Annotated in this window: 15 protein-coding genes and 1 tRNA gene; 8 read left to right on the forward strand and 8 right to left on the reverse strand. The window is 26.9% G+C overall.

All coding sequences use genetic code 11. The features are described 5' to 3' along the window. Positions 1 to 41: 41 nt before the first annotated feature. Both F754_RS0106455 and aroB read left to right on the forward strand, forming a co-directional pair. Positions 42 to 554, forward strand: a complete 513-nt coding sequence (locus F754_RS0106455; RefSeq protein ID WP_023649099.1) for a shikimate kinase — start codon at positions 42 to 44, stop codon at positions 552 to 554. After that, positions 541 to 1,647 (forward strand): 3-dehydroquinate synthase, encoded by a 1,107-nt coding sequence (aroB, locus tag F754_RS0106460; RefSeq protein WP_023649100.1) that lies wholly within the window; start codon positions 541 to 543, stop codon positions 1,645 to 1,647. Before F754_RS0106455 ends, aroB begins: the two co-directional genes overlap by 14 nt. Here aroB and F754_RS0106465 read toward each other — a convergent pair. Then, positions 1,636 to 1,914, reverse strand: a complete 279-nt coding sequence (locus tag F754_RS0106465) for a BolA/IbaG family iron-sulfur metabolism protein (protein WP_023649101.1) — start codon at positions 1,912 to 1,914, stop codon at positions 1,636 to 1,638. The two genes, aroB and F754_RS0106465, sit on opposite strands and share 12 nt — an antisense overlap. Here F754_RS0106465 and F754_RS0106470 point away from each other — a divergent pair. The 3 genes from F754_RS0106470 to F754_RS0106480 are packed head-to-tail and all read left to right on the forward strand — an operon-like array spanning position 1,913 to position 5,204. After that, the gene (locus F754_RS0106470) at positions 1,913 to 2,446 is read left to right on the forward strand and encodes a DnaJ domain-containing protein (protein ID WP_023649102.1); all 534 of its coding nucleotides are present in this window, start codon (positions 1,913 to 1,915) and stop codon (positions 2,444 to 2,446) included. The two genes, F754_RS0106465 and F754_RS0106470, sit on opposite strands and share 2 nt — an antisense overlap. After that, positions 2,430 to 3,404, forward strand: a complete 975-nt coding sequence (cobS, locus tag F754_RS0106475) for a cobaltochelatase subunit CobS (RefSeq protein WP_023649103.1) — start codon at positions 2,430 to 2,432, stop codon at positions 3,402 to 3,404. The genes F754_RS0106470 and cobS overlap by 17 nt, the downstream gene beginning before the upstream one ends. Continuing rightward, the gene (locus F754_RS0106480) at positions 3,405 to 5,204 is read left to right on the forward strand and encodes a cobalamin biosynthesis protein CobT (protein WP_023649104.1); all 1,800 of its coding nucleotides are present in this window, start codon (positions 3,405 to 3,407) and stop codon (positions 5,202 to 5,204) included. It abuts the gene before it with no gap. Here the strand turns inward: F754_RS0106480 and F754_RS0106485 are convergent. The 3 genes from F754_RS0106485 to F754_RS0106495 all read right to left on the reverse strand — a co-directional run bounded on the left by F754_RS0106485 (position 5,201) and on the right by F754_RS0106495 (position 8,749). Continuing rightward, the gene (locus F754_RS0106485; protein ID WP_023649105.1) at positions 5,201 to 6,481 is read right to left on the reverse strand and encodes an ActS/PrrB/RegB family redox-sensitive histidine kinase; all 1,281 of its coding nucleotides are present in this window, start codon (positions 6,479 to 6,481) and stop codon (positions 5,201 to 5,203) included. The two genes, F754_RS0106480 and F754_RS0106485, sit on opposite strands and share 4 nt — an antisense overlap. A gap of 2 nt (positions 6,482 to 6,483) precedes the next feature. Continuing rightward, complete coding sequence (locus tag F754_RS0106490; protein ID WP_023649106.1) at positions 6,484 to 8,544, reverse strand: DNA gyrase subunit B; 2,061 nt, start codon at positions 8,542 to 8,544, stop codon at positions 6,484 to 6,486. Positions 8,545 to 8,659: 115 nt separating this feature from the next. Further along, positions 8,660 to 8,749, reverse strand: a tRNA-Ser gene (locus F754_RS0106495). Between the two features lie 48 nt (positions 8,750 to 8,797). On the opposite strand from F754_RS0106495, the gene F754_RS0106500 reads away from it, so the two are divergent. Together F754_RS0106500 and F754_RS0106505 are read left to right on the forward strand one after the other, a co-directional pair. Then, complete coding sequence (locus tag F754_RS0106500) at positions 8,798 to 10,834, forward strand: PQQ-binding-like beta-propeller repeat protein (protein WP_023649107.1); 2,037 nt, start codon at positions 8,798 to 8,800, stop codon at positions 10,832 to 10,834. A gap of 12 nt (positions 10,835 to 10,846) precedes the next feature. Beyond that, complete coding sequence (locus tag F754_RS0106505; RefSeq protein WP_023649108.1) at positions 10,847 to 11,926, forward strand: glycosyltransferase family 61 protein; 1,080 nt, start codon at positions 10,847 to 10,849, stop codon at positions 11,924 to 11,926. Here F754_RS0106505 and F754_RS0106510 read toward each other — a convergent pair. Further along, a complete protein-coding gene (locus tag F754_RS0106510) occupies positions 11,916 to 12,602 on the reverse strand; it encodes a class I SAM-dependent methyltransferase (RefSeq protein WP_023649109.1) in 687 nt (228 codons plus the stop codon). The genes F754_RS0106505 and F754_RS0106510 overlap by 11 nt on opposite strands. A 71-nt stretch (positions 12,603 to 12,673) precedes the next feature. Here F754_RS0106510 and F754_RS0106515 point away from each other — a divergent pair, with 71 nt between their 5' ends. After that, positions 12,674 to 13,519 carry a glycosyltransferase gene (locus F754_RS0106515; protein WP_023649110.1) on the forward strand — a complete coding sequence of 282 codons (846 nt, stop codon included), beginning with the start codon at positions 12,674 to 12,676 and terminating at the stop codon, positions 13,517 to 13,519. A 5-nt stretch (positions 13,520 to 13,524) separates the two neighbouring features. Here F754_RS0106515 and F754_RS0106520 read toward each other — a convergent pair whose 3' ends face one another. From F754_RS0106520 to lepA, 3 genes are read right to left on the reverse strand one after another with little or no spacing between them, the layout of a single operon-like run. Then, positions 13,525 to 14,331: a hypothetical protein gene (locus tag F754_RS0106520; protein ID WP_023649111.1), complete on the reverse strand. Its 807-nt coding sequence runs from the start codon at positions 14,329 to 14,331 to the stop codon at positions 13,525 to 13,527. Continuing rightward, on the reverse strand, positions 14,321 to 15,358 hold the full coding sequence (locus F754_RS0106525; RefSeq protein WP_023649112.1) for a Gfo/Idh/MocA family oxidoreductase: 1,038 nt from the start codon (positions 15,356 to 15,358) through the stop codon (positions 14,321 to 14,323). The genes F754_RS0106520 and F754_RS0106525 overlap by 11 nt, the downstream gene beginning before the upstream one ends. Continuing rightward, positions 15,359 to 17,164 (reverse strand): translation elongation factor 4, encoded by a 1,806-nt coding sequence (gene lepA / locus F754_RS0106530; RefSeq protein WP_023649113.1) that lies wholly within the window; start codon positions 17,162 to 17,164, stop codon positions 15,359 to 15,361. Between the last annotated feature and the right edge of the window lie 2 nt (positions 17,165 to 17,166).

The raw sequence follows: 17,166 nt of genomic DNA on the forward strand, positions 1-17,166 counted from the left end.
TCAAATTAAGACATATTTGTGTTTTTTCAATAAAGAAACTTATGAAATCAAAAGAAAATCTTGTATTTTTAGGTATGATGGGATCTGGAAAGAGCTCTATTGGTTCGCTGGTTGCAAAAAAATTAAAGGTTAAATTCGTAGACATAGATAAAGAAATCGAAAAAGAATTAGGCCTATCTATAGCAAAAATATTTGAGACAAAAGGTGAAGATTACTTCAGAAAATGTGAGGAAAAAATAACTCTTAAAATATTAAAGATTAATTCAATTGTAATATCACTTGGTGGAGGGGCATTTGTGAACAAGATTATTAGAAAAGAAATTCTCAAAAACCATATCTCTTTTTGGTTGAACTGGAATAATCAAATATTATTAAATAGAATAAAAAACAGTAAAAAAAGACCTCTTGCTTTCAATGCAACAGAAAATGAATTGATTGATTTAATAAAAAAACGATCTAGCATTTATTCCAAAGCAGTATATGAAATTAAATGTGATCAAATGTCTAAAAGTGAAATTGTTAAAAAAGTTTTAAAAAATTATGAATTCCACTAAGTTAAAAATAAATACCAAAACTCAAAAATATTCAATTATTATTGGTTCAAATTTAGGAGACAGTATATCAAAAATTTTAAAAGAAAACTCAATTGATTTCAAACAATGTTTGCTAATTATTGATAAGAATATTTCTAACCAATTTATTACAAAGATTAAAAGATCTCTTCGCACAAAAAAACTTTATGTTCATTTTTTTAAGGCTAATGAAATGAATAAGAATTTTAGTAGTGTGAATAAAATCTTAGATATTTTGCTAAACAAAAATTTTTCGAGAGAGGATTGTGTTATTTCTATTGGTGGAGGAATTACAGGTGATATAAGTGGTTTTGCTGCCAGTTTATTTAAAAGAGGATTAAAATTTATCAATATTCCAACTACCCTATTATCTCAAGTCGACTCCTCTATTGGAGGAAAAACAGGAGTAAATACTAAATATGGAAAAAACTTAATTGGAAGTTTTTATCAACCCAGTCTAGTTATATCAGACGTTCAATTTTTAAGAACATTACCAAAAAGAGAATTGATTTGTGGTTATGGTGAAATTTTAAAACACTCTTTAATTGCTAATAAAAGTTTTTACAATTTTTTAGATAAAAATAGTGATAAAATTTTAAAACTTTCGTCTCCATATATTGAAAAAGCTATATACCAAAGCTGTAAAATAAAAAAAAATGTTGTAGAAAAAGATGAAAAAGAAAAAGGCTTAAGAAAAATATTAAATTTTGGGCACACATTTGCTCATGCCTATGAGGCTTCTTTAGGTTATTCAAAAAAACTTAACCATGGTGAGGCTGTAATACTTGGTATGCAAAGCGCATTAAGTTTTAGTTTAAAAAATAATTTAATTAAAAAAAATGACTATTATTTAGTCTTAAAGCATATTTCAGAGACAAATTTGCCATCAAAATTAAAAAAATTTTTTAAAACTAGAGATTTAAATAAAATATTATCCTTTATGGCTAAAGATAAAAAAAACAACTCAAATAAAATTAATTTAGTTTTATTAAAAAAGATTGGTCATCCAATTATAAATAGAGAATACACAAAACATAATTTATCTGAGTTTCTAAAAAGAGAATTAAGAAATTAGTATTTGTATTGAGTGAATGTGTTCTTTTAATTCTTTATCTAAAATTTTGTAAATTTTTTTATTACTTTCAATTCTGCTCAAGACCTTTAATTCACTTGAACTCAAAATAATTTTCAAATGATATCTGCCCTCTTGATTACCAGCATGATTTTTATGAAGAAAAGACTTATCCTCTATTTCAATGCTTTCAATATTAATTTGATCGGTAAGTTTTTTTTTTACAATTGCAATTAACTCATTTATATCCATAAACATATTATACATCATGAAAAATATTTGCGACTGGAATAATTGTAATAAAATTGGTGAATATAAAGCACCAGTCGAAAAAGATAACAGTAAAAAATACAGGATGCTTTGTCTTGAGCACGTGAAGGAGTTTAATAAAAATTGGAATTATTTTTCAGGAATGAATGATGATCAAGTTTTAAATTTCTTAAAATCAGATATGATTTGGCACAAACCCACACAAAGCTTCAGCTCCTCTGACAATTTCTTTAAGGTTCTTTGGAATAACACATTAAGAGATGAATTGGACAAAGATAAAATTAACGGTGACTACGATCATATGCGGCAATTTAAATTTAATCATAAAGACATTAAAGCCTTTGGTATATTGGGAATTTCTGTTGGATTGAAGTGGATAAAAGTCCAAGATAAGTTCAAATTGCTTGTCAAAAAATATCACCCAGATATAAATGCTGGTAACAAAAAATATGAGGAAAAACTTAAATTAATTACTTTAGCTTACACACAGCTTAAAAATACTTATAGAGATAAAATTGACACCAAATCTTAATATTCAACCTGATATAAAAGTTTCATTAAAACAAACTTTTGGAATCGACTCTGAAATGGAAGTAGATGCATTTTCAAAAAAAAATGAGTACGTTCCTGAAATAGACAAAAGTTACAAATTTGATAGAGACACTACAATGGCAATAATTTCTGGTTTTGCCCACAATAAAAGAGTCTTGGTTCAAGGATATCATGGTACAGGTAAATCAACTCATATAGAGCAAATCGCTGCCAGATTAAACTGGCCATGTATTCGAGTAAATTTAGATAGCCACGTTAGTAGAATAGATTTGATTGGAAAAGATGCCATTGTTCTTAAAGATGGAAAACAGGTTACACAATTTAATGAAGGTATTTTACCTTGGTCTATACAAAATCCTGTCGCTCTTGTTTTTGACGAGTATGATGCTGGTAGACCAGATGTAATGTTTGTAATTCAAAGAGTTTTGGAGGCAGAAGGTAACTTTACTCTTCTGGATAAAAACAAAGTTATCAAACAAAATAAATTTTTTAGACTATTTGCTACGTCAAATACTGTTGGATTAGGTGATACCACAGGCCTTTATCATGGAACTCAACAAATAAATCAGGGTCAAATGGACAGATGGAACATTGTAACTACACTTAACTATCTTAACCTTGAAAGAGAATTAGATATAGTTTTAGCAAAAAATAAAAATCTTAATAATGCGAAAGGTAAAGAAAAAGTTGCCAATATGATAAAAGTGGCCTCCTTGACAAGAAAAGGATTTATTGCAGGTGACATTTCAACAGTTATGAGTCCAAGAACTGTGATGCATTGGGCTGAAAACTCAGAGATTTTTAAAGACATAGGTTATGCTTTTAGAGTAACTTTTCTTAACAAGTGTGATGAAATTGAAAAAAATACTATCGCAGAATATTATCAAAGGTGTTTTGGTGAAGAGCTTCCTGAGTCTTTGATGAATATTCAGATTTAAATGAGTGATAAGATAGTAAGTTTAAAAGAAAAATTTAGAATTGCATTAACTTCAACAGCAAAAGTAATTTCAGATGATTTTGATTTAAAAGATAACTCATCAGAAAATGATAAAAAGAAAGATTTAAATTTAATTGAAATTGATAATCTTAATAACCCAAGTGATTTTATTAAATTACGAGCTGAAACTGACTCTTCTGCTTTAAAAAAAAAATTTTCTGATGACATTGTTTATAGAAAAAATCTACCATCAAATACTTCCTCAAGATCTCTATACAACATAGCAGAAAAAATAAGATATGAAGCATTAGGTGGCAAAATGCTTAAAGGAATTGAAAAAAATTTTCATGAAAACTACTCACATATAATTAGTACTAAAAGGAAAGACCAATTAAGAACAAAGGAAGATGTGCCTGTAACTGAAGCATTCGAGTTATATATGCTGAAAAACTTTCATCAAATAAAACTTAATCCTTTAACTACAAAAATGTTAAATTTTTGGGAAAAAGACTTTGAGCAATCAGTAGAAAAACATAAGAAATTTTTGCAGGATAATTTAGAAAATCAAGAAAACTATAGCTCAAGATTTTCTCAAATTTTAGAAGAAATGGATATTTTTCAAAGTGAAGAGGATGAAGAAAAAAAAGAAGAAAATCAAGATCAAGGACAAGATAATCCTTCAAATGATGACCAGAATAAAGATAAGGATGATAATAAAGATGAGAATAATGACCAGGAAACACAAGCAAGTTTAGACGCTGATTATAATGTTGATGAATTTAATCTAGATGAACAACTTTCAGACACTGAATCAGATGAACAAAGTTCAGAACAAATTGTTCAAAAAACTCTTGATAATATTAATTTAGATTACAAAATTTTTACAACTCAATATGATGAGGTCACAAAAGCTGAAAAATTAGAGAATGCTGACGAAGCGGCAAAGCTTCGCAGAACACTAGACCAACAGTTAATAGGATTTCAAGACGTAATAACTAAACTTGCAAATAAACTACAAAGACAATTACTTGCAAAGCAAAATAGAGCATGGGATTTTGATTTAGAGGAAGGGTTACTTGATAGTTCAAAGTTACCTAGAATTATTATGGACCCATATAATTCATTGTCATTTAAAAAAGAAAAAGATTTAGATTTTAAAGACACAATTGTAACTTTATTAATTGATAATTCTGGATCCATGAGAGGAAGACCTATTACGATAGCTGCAATATGTGCAGATATATTGTCTAGAACTTTAGAAAGGTGCTCAGTTAAAGTTGAAATTTTAGGGTTTACAACAAAAAATTGGAAAGGTGGACAAAGTAGAGAGCTTTGGAATAAAAATTTAAAACCTAAAACTCCAGGAAGATTAAATGATTTAAGACATATAATTTACAAAGGGGCTGATACTCACTGGAGACAAGCAAAAAATAATTTAGGACTCATGTTAAAAGAGGGCCTGTTAAAAGAAAATATAGATGGAGAAGCTATCTCTTGGGCTTACAATAGGATTAAGAAGAGAAAAGAAGAAAGAAAAATTATGATGGTAATTTCTGATGGTGCACCAGTAGATGACTCTACTCTTTCAGTAAATTCAGGAGATTTTTTAGAAAAGCATCTAAAAAAAATGGTAAAATTCATAGAAACCAAAACTGAAATTGAAGTTTTAGCAATTGGTATTGGTCATGATGTTTCAAGATATTATGATAGAGCAATAAAAATTACAGATGTAAATGAATTAGGGGATGTTATGATATCTCAATTAAGTTCTTTATTTGAAACTAAAAGAAAATTTCACTAAATATTAAACAAATCTTTATTATTCCATTTAATAATAACTTCTGCTCCACTTCTGGTTTTTGAGTTTCTACAATTGATTGAGGCAAAATTTTTTTCTAAAAGTGTTTTACCAATAAATAAACCTAATCCGAGGCCTGTTTTTGACTTTTCAATAGGATCTTTTGATCTTAAATATGGTTCTCCAATTTTTGACAAGACATCTTTTGGATAACCATTACCGTCGTCTTCAATAATAATTTCTGTAATTTCACTATCACTTTTTAAATTTATATAAACTGCTTCTTTAGAAAATTTATTAGCATTTCCAATAAAATTTCTTAAGCCATATACGATTTCTATAGATTTATTTATCTTTTTTAGATTTGAAAATTGATCATGATTAAAAATAAACTTTTTTTTACTAATCTCTTTAAATGAAGATATAATTTCACTTAAATAGTCTTTCATTGAAAGATCTTTATCAATGAAATCATCTTCTTCAACAGGATTTAAAGTTAATCGTTTTAAAATTTCATTACATCTTTCTACCTGACTAGACAGTAACTCTATATCTTTTTTAACATCATCTTGATTTTTAAATTGTTTCTCTAGATCATGAGCAATAATCTTTATTGTTGACAAAGGGGTTCCGAGTGAATGAGCGGCGGCAGCAGCTTGCCCTCCTAAAGACAAAAGTTCATGCTCAGTGGCCATCACTTCTTCCATTTTTGCTAATGCCTCTCTTCTTAATCTAGATTGTGTTCCAAATGACATTGCTAAATAATTTAAAAAAAATAAAGCAATTATTAATGCAATTGGAATTGAGTAAAAATAGTACGGACTTACATGAAAATGATCACTAATTGGAGACGGTAATTCCAATGAATAAAATGTAAGTATGAAAATTATAACTGTTGTGAGCAATACTAATAAAGAATTAGTTCTAAAACTTAAATTTGATGATGAAAAAATACTTGGGATCAATAAAAAAATAACAAATGGATTAGTAACTCCTCCAGTAAGATAGAGTAAAGCACCTAATTGCAAAATATCGATTACTAAAAAGATAAAAGCTGACCTATCGGATAGTTGTGTTTTTTTGTATATAAAGATTAAAAATAAATTACTTAAGATACCCAAAAATATGACTAAATTACAAATGATAAAGTCAAAATTAAAATTTAAAAAAAAATAAACAAAGTTAACTGATATTAATTGTCCGATAATACCAATCCATCTTAAACTAATATAGGTTGATTTTTTAAAAAAATGATATTTTGAAGTTTCAAAGAACTTCATTATTAGATATCAAGATTTTGAACATTGATTGCGTTAGAAATTATAAAATCTTTTCTTAGTGCAACATCATTTCCCATTAAAGTATGTATCAGACTTTGATCTTTCTTAAAATCTTTTGAATACTGTACTTGTAATAGATTTCTTGTTTCAGGGTCGAGCGTTGTGCTCCATAATTCTTCTGGGTTCATCTCTCCTAAACCTTTAAACCTTTGAATATTCATTTTAGATTTTTCTAGATCTAATTCTTTTATAAATTCTTTTGACCCTCTTTTTAATTTTTTTAATTCTTTATTGTTATTAACAATATAATCCTCTAATTCTTTTTCATCTTTAATATATATTCCCTTTGTACCTTTATTGATTTTAAATAATGGGGGTTGAGCTAAATATACATGTCCATTTTCAATTAATTTATTAAATGGTTTGTTATTAAAAAAAGTTAATAGAAGAGCCCTAATATGAGACCCATCTACATCAGCATCTGTCATAATAATAATCTTTCCATATCTAAGGTCTTTTAAATCTATTTCTTGTACTTTTGGATCTAAACCTAGTGCATTGATTAAAGTAACTATTTCATTAGAAGATATCATTTTTGACAAAGCCTTCGTTCTTTGTTGTTCGGAACTATCTCCGTTGCCATTTTTTTTTATTGTTAAATCTTCAACATAAGTATTTAAAATTTTACCTCTTAAAGGTAAGACAGCTTGATTAGCTCTATTTCTACCTTGTTTAGCTGATCCACCCGCTGAATCACCCTCTACAATAAATAACTCTGTACCATCTTGTTTTCCTATTTGACAGTCAGCAAGTTTTCCTGGGAGCCCACTTAATTCCAGGGCACCTTTTCTTCTTACATTTTCTCTAGCTTTTCTAGCTACATCCCTTGCCATTGCAGCTTGAATAACTTTTGCTAAAATTATTTTTGCTACTGATGGATTTTGATCAAACCATATAGATAATTTTTCATTTATAACTGTTTCTACAATTATCCTTACTTCTGATGAAACTAGCTTATCTTTTGTTTGAGATGAAAATTTAGGATCAGGAATTTTTGCAGATAGCACACAAGTTAGGCCTTCTTTAATATCATCTCCTGAAATTGCTAACTTATTTTTCTTAAGTAAATTGTGTTCATTTGCATATTTATTAACAACTCTAGTCAATGCACTTCTAAAACCTAATAAATGTGTACCACCATCTTTTTGATAAATATTATTAGTATAAGGAAAGATGTCTTCAGCATAACTTGCATTCCATTTTAATGAACATTCAAGTTCAATATTATCTTTTTTACCCTCAATATAAATTGGTTTTTTAAATAAATCATTACCATTTTTATTTTGTAATTTTTCTCTTTTTTCATCTAGAAAATCTACAAACTCAAGTACACCACCATCAAATTTAAACTCAGATACTTTTTCTTTTTTTAAACTTGCATCTGTAAAAATTATTTTAATACCTTTATTTAAGAAAGCTAACTCTCTCATTCTTTTAATAATGATGTTTGCACTAAATTTTGTAGAAGAAAAAATTTCTTTTGAAGGCAAAAATTTTATTTGGGTTCCAGTATCTTTAGATTTTCCTATAACTTTTAATGGTAATTTTGCTTCACCGTTTTTAAATTCTATAAAGTGCTTCTTTCCATCTCTTTTTATTTCTAATTGTAGTGATTCTGACAAAGCATTCACAACGGAAACACCCACACCATGAAGTCCACCTGAAACTTTGTATGAGTCGTGATCAAATTTACCACCAGCATGGAGTTGGGTCATAATAACTTCTGCAGCTGATTTTTTTTCTCCTTTATGCATATCAACCGGAATGCCTCTACCATCATCATTTACCGTAATAGTTCCATCAGAATTAATTCTAACATTAATATTTTTACAATGACCTGCTAAAGCTTCATCTATAGAGTTATCAACGACTTCATAAACCATATGATGTAAACCAGTTCCATCATCTGTATCTCCAATATACATTCCTGGTCTTTTTCTAACCGCTTCAAGACCTTTTAAAACCTTAATGGAATCTGCCTGATATGTGTTTTTATTTGTCATTTTTTAATTTTTTTGGAAAAAAAAATTATAACATTTTTTGTAAAAAATGCTTATTTATCTTCACTAAATTAAGTAAAAAATTGCTAATTAAGATTGAAAATATAGGGTTATTTGATGGCGGAGAGAATGGGATTCGAACCCATGAAAGGATTGCTCCTTTACACGCTTTCCAAGCGTGCGCCTTCAACCACTCGGCCATCTCTCCATTAACATGTTGTTTTGTAGATTTATCATATATTAAGAAAATAAATATATGAATTTAATAAATAAATTAAAAAATAATAGAAAAAAAATTTTTTTGTTATTTTTATTTCTAATTTTATTTTGGGTTTGGAAAGATTACAAAAAGATTGATATCTCTTTTTTGAATCAAAGTATTGTGACTTATGATATTAAAAATGTAAATAGTATCACAATTAAAAAAATTGATAAATTATATAATAGAACTTTAGAGAATATTTTAGTTAAATATTCTGATAAACATAAAAATTATTGGAATTTAAATAATGATGAGAGAGATAAGCTTCCAGAATATAAATTTTTAAAAAATAAGAAAGAATTTACAAAAAATATTGATAATAATCCTATAAATCTTTCAAATTGGGAAAGAAGTCATGGTAACAATTCTTCAAATAGATTTTCAAATTTAAAAAAAATCAATAATAAAAATGCATCCAACTTAGAAATTGCATGGATATTTGAAATGGAAAATTTTAAAGGAGATATTCAAGCTAATCCTATAATAGTAGATGGGATAATATATACACCTATTGCTGGCGGATATATTGTTGCACTTGATGGAAAATCTGGAAATTTAATTTGGAAGTCAAAGAAATTTGGTAATTCAGTAGCTCGAAGAGGTTTGCTATATCACAAAGATAATAATGATAAAATTTCAAGAATAATATTTTCTAATAGAGAGAGGTTGATTGCTTTAAATGCTGAAAATGGAGATTTCATCAAGTCATTTGGGGGGAATGGTCAAGTTAAAAGAACTGGTCTCAATGTTACTACACCTGTAATTTATAAAGATAATATTGTAATTGTTACTTGGGATAGAGCTATAGAAGTATATGATTTGTATTCAGGAGAAACAAAATGGAAATTAAAATATATAAACAAAATATCAAAAAGATTTGGAGGAAAAAAATTTAATAACAATGGTTCAAATTCTTGGGGAGGGATTTCACTAGATAAAAAAAGAGGAATATTATACTTTACAACAGGTAATCCTCATTTTTATTTTGATGGCACCCAGCGACCAGGAAGTAATCCTAATTCAAGTAGTTTAATTGCAGTAGATTTGGAAAAAAAAGAATTTCTTTGGAGTTTCCAAGAAACTTCCCACGATATATGGAATTCTGACTTACCTGCTCCACCAATTTTAACATCAATAATCAAAGACAATAGAAAAATTGATGTTGTTGTAACCCCTACAAAAAGATCTAATACATTAATCCTTGATAGGCTAACGGGAGAACCAATTTTTAACTTTAGATTTCGTAAAGCTCCAATGTCTAAATTACCAGGTGAAAAAACTAGTCTTTATCAACCAAATTTAAAATTTCCAGAACCTTTCGGTAGAAATGAATTTTCTAAACAAGATCTATGGTCATATGATGAAAAAATTAAAGAAGAGACAAATATTAAATATGAAAATCATATTTTTGGTTTTTATCAACCTTATGAAATAGGAAAAAAAACACTACAATATAGCTTTAACGGTGGTGCTGAATGGATGGGTGGATCAGTAGACCATAATAATGGCATAATGTATGTTACAAGTAACAATATTCTCTGGGAAACTGGAATTAATAAGATTGAAGATAAAAAAAGTTTAATACCAAAATACTCAAGTTATTTTAATAGAGCTCTGGATAAAAATGGTTATCCAGTAAACAAACCACCATGGGGATCTCTTACAGCTTTAGATTTAAATAAAGGTAAAATAATATGGCAGGTTCCATTTGGAGAATATGATTATCTTAAAAAAAAAGGTTTTCCAAACACAGGCACAGAAAACTTTGGTGGTGTTACAGCTACAGCAGGCAACATTGCAATTGCAACAGGAACATTGGATAAAAAGGTATATGTTTTTGATAGCAATAATGGAGATATTTTATTTAGTAAAAAATTGCCTTTTATAGGGTCGGGTCCTCCTTCAACTTACCTTTATGATGAAAAACAATATATCATCCTACATTCTAGTGGCGGCAAAACTTTAAAAAAAGGTTATCCCAATCTAGTAGAATATGGAAATATGCTAGTAGCCTTTAAACTAAAGGAATAGTTTTTATTTATAATGAAAAATTTATTAAAAAAAAATTATAAAAAATTATCAGAAATATTTTTCAAATTCTTATATGGAAATATTAGCATTGATAAAAGTAAAAATTCAAAATTAATTTCAAAAATTAAAGTAAAAAATAAATTTTTTAAAAAAAAAAATTATTTTATATACTCAATAATAAATGGATCAGTTTTTACTGATAATACAGAAAATGTTGCCGCAATAAGTAATAAAAAATTACATGTTGAGTCTTCATTTCAGCATGGAAATAGTAAAATAATTTCTGCAAAAAATAATTCAGTTTTAAAAAAAGGGTTAACTAATTTTCAGAAAAAATATCATGGAAATGTTCTATCTTTAGTTCAGGGAGCAAGTACAGAAAACTACTTTCATTGGTTAATGGATATATTACCTAAAATTAGAATATTTACGTCAAAATATTCAATTAACAAAATTGACTATTTTTATTTAGGGAATTTAACTTCATCACAAGAAGAAAGTTTAAAGTTTCTAGGAATTAAAAAAAAACAAATAATAAAAAGTAAAATTTATAAACATATTAATGCTAAAAAATTATTTTTTATAACTCATCCGTGGTATTTTAAAGGCAAGTTTCATGATCAATCACATAATTTACCAAGATGGGAAATAATCTGGGTAAAAGAAACTTTTCTAAAATTTAAGAAAAAATTTAAAATTAACAAAAACATTTATATAGATAGAGCGGAGTCAAAGTTTTCACATTGTCAAATTATTAATCATTTAGAGTTAAAGAAATTTTTAAAAAGAAAAAAATTTAAGATTGTAAGATTAGCCAATCAAAGTTTTGCAAAACAAATATATATGTTTTGGAACGCGAATTGTATTATTGGTGCACACGGTGCAGCGTTAACAAATCTTATTTTCTGCAAACCAAAAACAAAAGTTATAGAATTAAAACCTTTTGAACACCCAGGTAAAAATTATAAAAGAATATCAAAAGTAAATAATTTGAATTATTATTCAATAGAATCTCAAAAAAAATATCTTAAAAATAAAAATGGAGATATATTTGTTGATTTAAAAAAATTAGATAAGAAAATTAATCTTTAATATATTCTATTAACTTTTCGTACTCCATAATTCTCATATATTTAATATGATTATAATAAAAATCTTTGAATTTTAACTCTTTGAAATTTTTAATATCTAACAAAAGAGGATCTTTATTATTAATTTTTCTAATAATAGATATTCCATGATCAATTTTACAAGTGACAATATCTAAGTCATTTCTGCATCTAAATTTTACTATGCTTTTCCAAACATCTCCATTCCAAACCCATTGAAACCTTGGTACAGCTTGTTGGTTCATACTTTTGGGCAAACAGTCATGTAATAAAATAATTCCATTTTCATTAAGGCTATCAATTGAATTTAATATATCTTTATTAACTTGGTCGTACTCATGGAGGCCATCAATAAAAATACAATCAAACTTTTTCTTATTTTGTTGAAAAAATAAATCACTTGTGCCTCTGAAATTTCCTCCTGAATGAGGATCTACACCAATTTTGTCTTTTAATTTAATTTTTGAAAAAGCATCGTCGTTATCACAGCCTATTTCTAGGTATGAAGAAAAATTTTTTATAACAATTACTTCATTTATCAAATTCCATCTATCTATATTTTTAGGAAAATTAAATTCAATTTTTTTTCTGAATCTTTCTCTTAGTATATAATGAAAAATTTTATTTATCTTCCATTGTCTTTTATTTACAATTTCCATTATTAGAATATTATCTTAATCATTAAGCTCTGCAATAGATAATGATGATATTTTTTATATAAAATAATTTAATGAATATAATTCCTGAAATAACAATTTTAATGGTTCTCTACGATGAAACTGATGAAATTATTTTTAAAAATTTAGAGAAAATTAAAAACTTTAAAATCATAATAATCGATAATAAAGGTGATGAAAAACTAAAAGATAGAATCATTCAAAAATTCAAAATATCAACTTATTATCTAAGCGATAAAAATCTTGGGTTTTCAAAAGGATTTAATAAAGCTTTAAATTTTTGTAAGACAAAATATGCATTTATCAAAAATGCAGATTGTTATATCGACGAAGACAACATAATAAAATTGTATGATTATATTAAAAATAATCAAGACTGTGGTATTGTTTCACCTACTAGTTATGATGAATATGACAATCTAAGTTATAATTCTGGCAAATTACCAGAAAATGAAAATTCTAATGAAATTTTGAAAGTTGAAGGAGATGTTTGTGTAGAAAAAGTTTTAGGATCGTCAATGTTTGTAAAAATAGAAGATCTTCGAAAAGTAGGAATGTTTAACGAAAATTTATTTATTTTTTTTTCTGATTTTGAATTATGCAAAAAAATTAAAAGTATAAATAAACATGTTGTACAAATTTATAATTCAAAATGTATTCATGTTCATGGCGTCAGTAAAGTTAAAAATAAATTTTATAAAATTTATTTAAGAGAATTATATTTTACCTTAGATGAATTAGTATATTTTAAAGATGTTAGTGATCATAAAATAAATAAACTTAAATCAAAAATATCAAATTATTGTTTTAAAATTTTGGTAAGTTTTTTTACACTAAAATTTTTTGATTTAATTAAATACTATGCAAGAATAATCGCATATATAAAATACAAAAAATAGCTTATCTATAATATCCATTTTTGGTAAATAGTTTTATTATCAACTATAAATTGTGGAAATGACTTATCAATCTCAATTTTAAAATATTTATGACCTCTATCAAACAAATCTACTTGTCTATTTATTTTATCTTGTATGATTTTTACATCAGAAAATTTTGGGTCTGAAAACTCTGAATGTGCAAAAGTTGTTAATTTAAGTGAAATTTCCTGAGGATTCATAACATTATTAAAATGCCAGCCCCCCTCATTGAATAGCTCTATACTCTTCTCTTTATCAAATCGAAAAAAACTATAATTTAAATTTTTTGATTTTATTTTTTGTCGCATAAAATCAATTGATTTTAAGTCCTTTTTTTTTGCTACTCTTGTGCCTTCCCAAGGGGACTCATGTGGATTAAAAAGGTTAAGTTTAAAATTAAAACAACGTTGCAAAAATATTCCAAATTTTTTTTTTAAACTAAAATCAATTAACAATTCAGGTCTGGGAATTTCATCTGGATCTGAAAAAAAAATATAGTCATCTTTATCAGCAAAATTTAATTTATTTAGCATATATTCTCTTTGTAAAGCCTGATTTCTCCACGGATCATTTTTTAAAGGAAATTTTTCATCAATTAATATGTATTTTATTTTATTTTTTTCATAAGTTTCCTTGAGTATAAAATTATTTTTTTTTCTATTTCCTTGATGATCATATTTAGACTCACATATCACAAAATAGTCCACATGATTCTTTAAGATATTATATCTTAGATCAAACATAAAATTATTATCAAAAAAAGTAATGCAATCTAAAATCTTATTTTTCATTATTTTTCCATTTTTCTAATATGCTCATATTGATATAACTTTTTTCAAAATCCATTATTGGTTGATCAGGTTTGCTCATTTTATTTAATATACTATTGCTAATATTTTTTATTTGGTAGTAATAACAATTATTTTTGGCATCATTAAGAATTTCTTTATTTTTATTGTCTAAAATTAGATTTATAGAAGAAGATCCTTGCCAAGTGTCTCTAATTAGTAATTTACCTTTGTCCCCAATAATTTCACTTTCAGATCCAATATTTCTTATAAATGAAGTTTCAACTTCAGCATTAATTATATTGTTAAAACTTATAGATGCACTCGAGTCAATTTCAACTCCAGTGTTTCCAAACTGTTTATTATTTGTCTTAACTTTTATTTTATTTATATCTAAATCAAAATATAAAGACACGACTAAAATACAAAAAGAAGTTGGATAACATCCTAAATCTAAAATTACTCCTCCACCCAAATCCTCATTAAACAACCTATTGTTAATATCTTGTTTTTTTAAAATTTCTTTTCCTAAAAAATTTTTCTTTTTAAGAATATTAATTCCAAATTTGGATTTTATAGAAATCAAATTTCCAATTAGTTTTTTTTTTAAAATTTGGATAACATCTAAAATTTGTGGATGATGTAAATACATAAATCCTTCTGAATAAAAAAATTTATTTATATTATAATTTTCTTTTATGGATTTAATTTCTAAAAAATTTTTTGTGGCAGGTTTTTCTACTAAAATTTTTTTTTTAGCCTCAATACATTTTACAATAAAATCATAATGCATTGAATTAGGGAGGGCTATATAAATTGCTTCAATTTCGCTACAGTTGATTAAATCTTCATAATTATCAAAACAATATTCAGATTTTACTCCAAATAATTCTTTGAAATTAGAAATTTTTTTTTTATTTTTGCTAGATATACCTTTTAAAATAGCGTTGTCTGTTAATTGGCTAGCTTTAGCAAAATTCATTGCAATGTTTCCAAGTCCAATTATTCCCCAATTAACTTTTTTATTCATTTATTCCTTACTTATTTTTAATACACCAATAAATGCCTCCTGAGGAATTTCTACTCTTCCAAACTGTTTAGATCGAGCTTTACCTTTTTTTTGTTTTTCAAGAAGTTTTCTTTTTCTATCTGTTGCTCCTCCCCCATGAATTTTTGTTAAAACATCTTTTTTAAAACCTTTAATAGTTTCCCTAGCGATTATTTTGCCTCCAATTGCGGCTTGAACTGGTATCATAAAATTATGTCTTGGGATTAAATCTTTTAGTTTTTCGCAAACCTCTCTTCCTGTTCTTTGAGCAAAATCTTTATGTATCATCATTGCTAATGCATCTACTGGTTCTGCATTAACTAAAATTCCAAGTTTTACTAAATCACCTTCTCTGTGTTCAATAATCTCATAATCAAAACTAGCATATCCACTCGTCATTGATTTTAAGCGATCATTAAAATCAAAAACAACTTCATTTAAAGGTAGTTCATAACTTAATACAGCTCTATTTCCAGAATAACTTAAATTGGTTTGAACTCCTCTTTTATCCTGACAGATTTTTATTATTGAGCCCAAATATTCATCTGGAGTAATTATAGTTGCCTTTATCCATGGTTCTTCAATTAACTTAATTAATGTTGGCTCTGGTAAGCTTGAGGGATTATGAAGATCAATAATATCTCCACTGTTCATATGAACTTTATATACTACACCTGGAGTTGTTGTTAACAAATTTACATCAAATTCCCTTTCTAATCTTTCTGTAACAATTTCTAAATGAAGTAAGCCTAGAAACCCACATCTAAAACCTAGTCCCAATGCTGAAGAAGACTCAGGTTCAAATGAAAAACTTGCATCGTTTAATTGTAGTTTAGCTAAACCATCTTTTAATTTTTGATACTCAGAACTATCAACTGGAAATAATCCACAAAATACTACTGGCTTACTTGGTTTAAAACCAGGAAGTGCTTCTTTTAAAGGTTTCGCAGCATCGCATATAGTGTCGCCAACTTTTGTTTCTGATAAAACTTTTATTCCAGTTGTAATAAAACCTATTTCTCCAGCATTTAACTCATTAATATCTGTAGCTTTTGGGGTAAATACCCCAACTTTTTCAACAAAATATTCTTGATTGGTTGACATCATCTTAATTCTCATATTCTTTGAAATTTTACCATCAATAACTCTAACTAAAATAACAACCCCAAGATAAGTATCGTACCAACTATCAACTAATAAACATTTTAGGTCTCCTAAACTTTCACCTTTAGGACTAGGTAAAGTTGTAATAATTTGCTCTAAAATATCTTTTATACCTTCACCTGTCTTTCCAGAACATGGAATTGCATTCTCAGTATCAATACCTATCACTTCTTCTATTTGTTTTTTTGTTCTATCTAAATCTGATGCTGGAAGATCAACTTTATTTAAAACTGGCACAATCTCATGATCAATATCTAATGCTTGATAAACATTTGCAAGCGTTTGAGCTTCTACTCCTTGGGTGCTATCAACAATTAATATTGACCCCTCGCAAGCATAAAGAGATCTGCTAACTTCATAACTAAAATCTACATGGCCTGGGGTATCGATGATATTTAAAATATAATCTTTACCGTCTTTTGCTTTATAATTAAGTTTAACTGTTTGAGCCTTGATTGTAATACCTCTTTCACGCTCAATATCCATTGAGTCTAAAACTTGAGCTTTCATTTCTCTTTCTGTAAGCCCACCACAGCTATGAATTATTCTATCTGCTATTGTAGATTTACCATGATCAATATGCGCAATGATCGCAAAGTTTCTAATATTACCAATATTACTCATTT

Source organism: Candidatus Pelagibacter ubique HTCC8051, from assembly GCF_000472605.1.
Classification (GTDB): Bacteria; Pseudomonadota; Alphaproteobacteria; order Pelagibacterales; family Pelagibacteraceae; genus Pelagibacter; species Pelagibacter communis_B.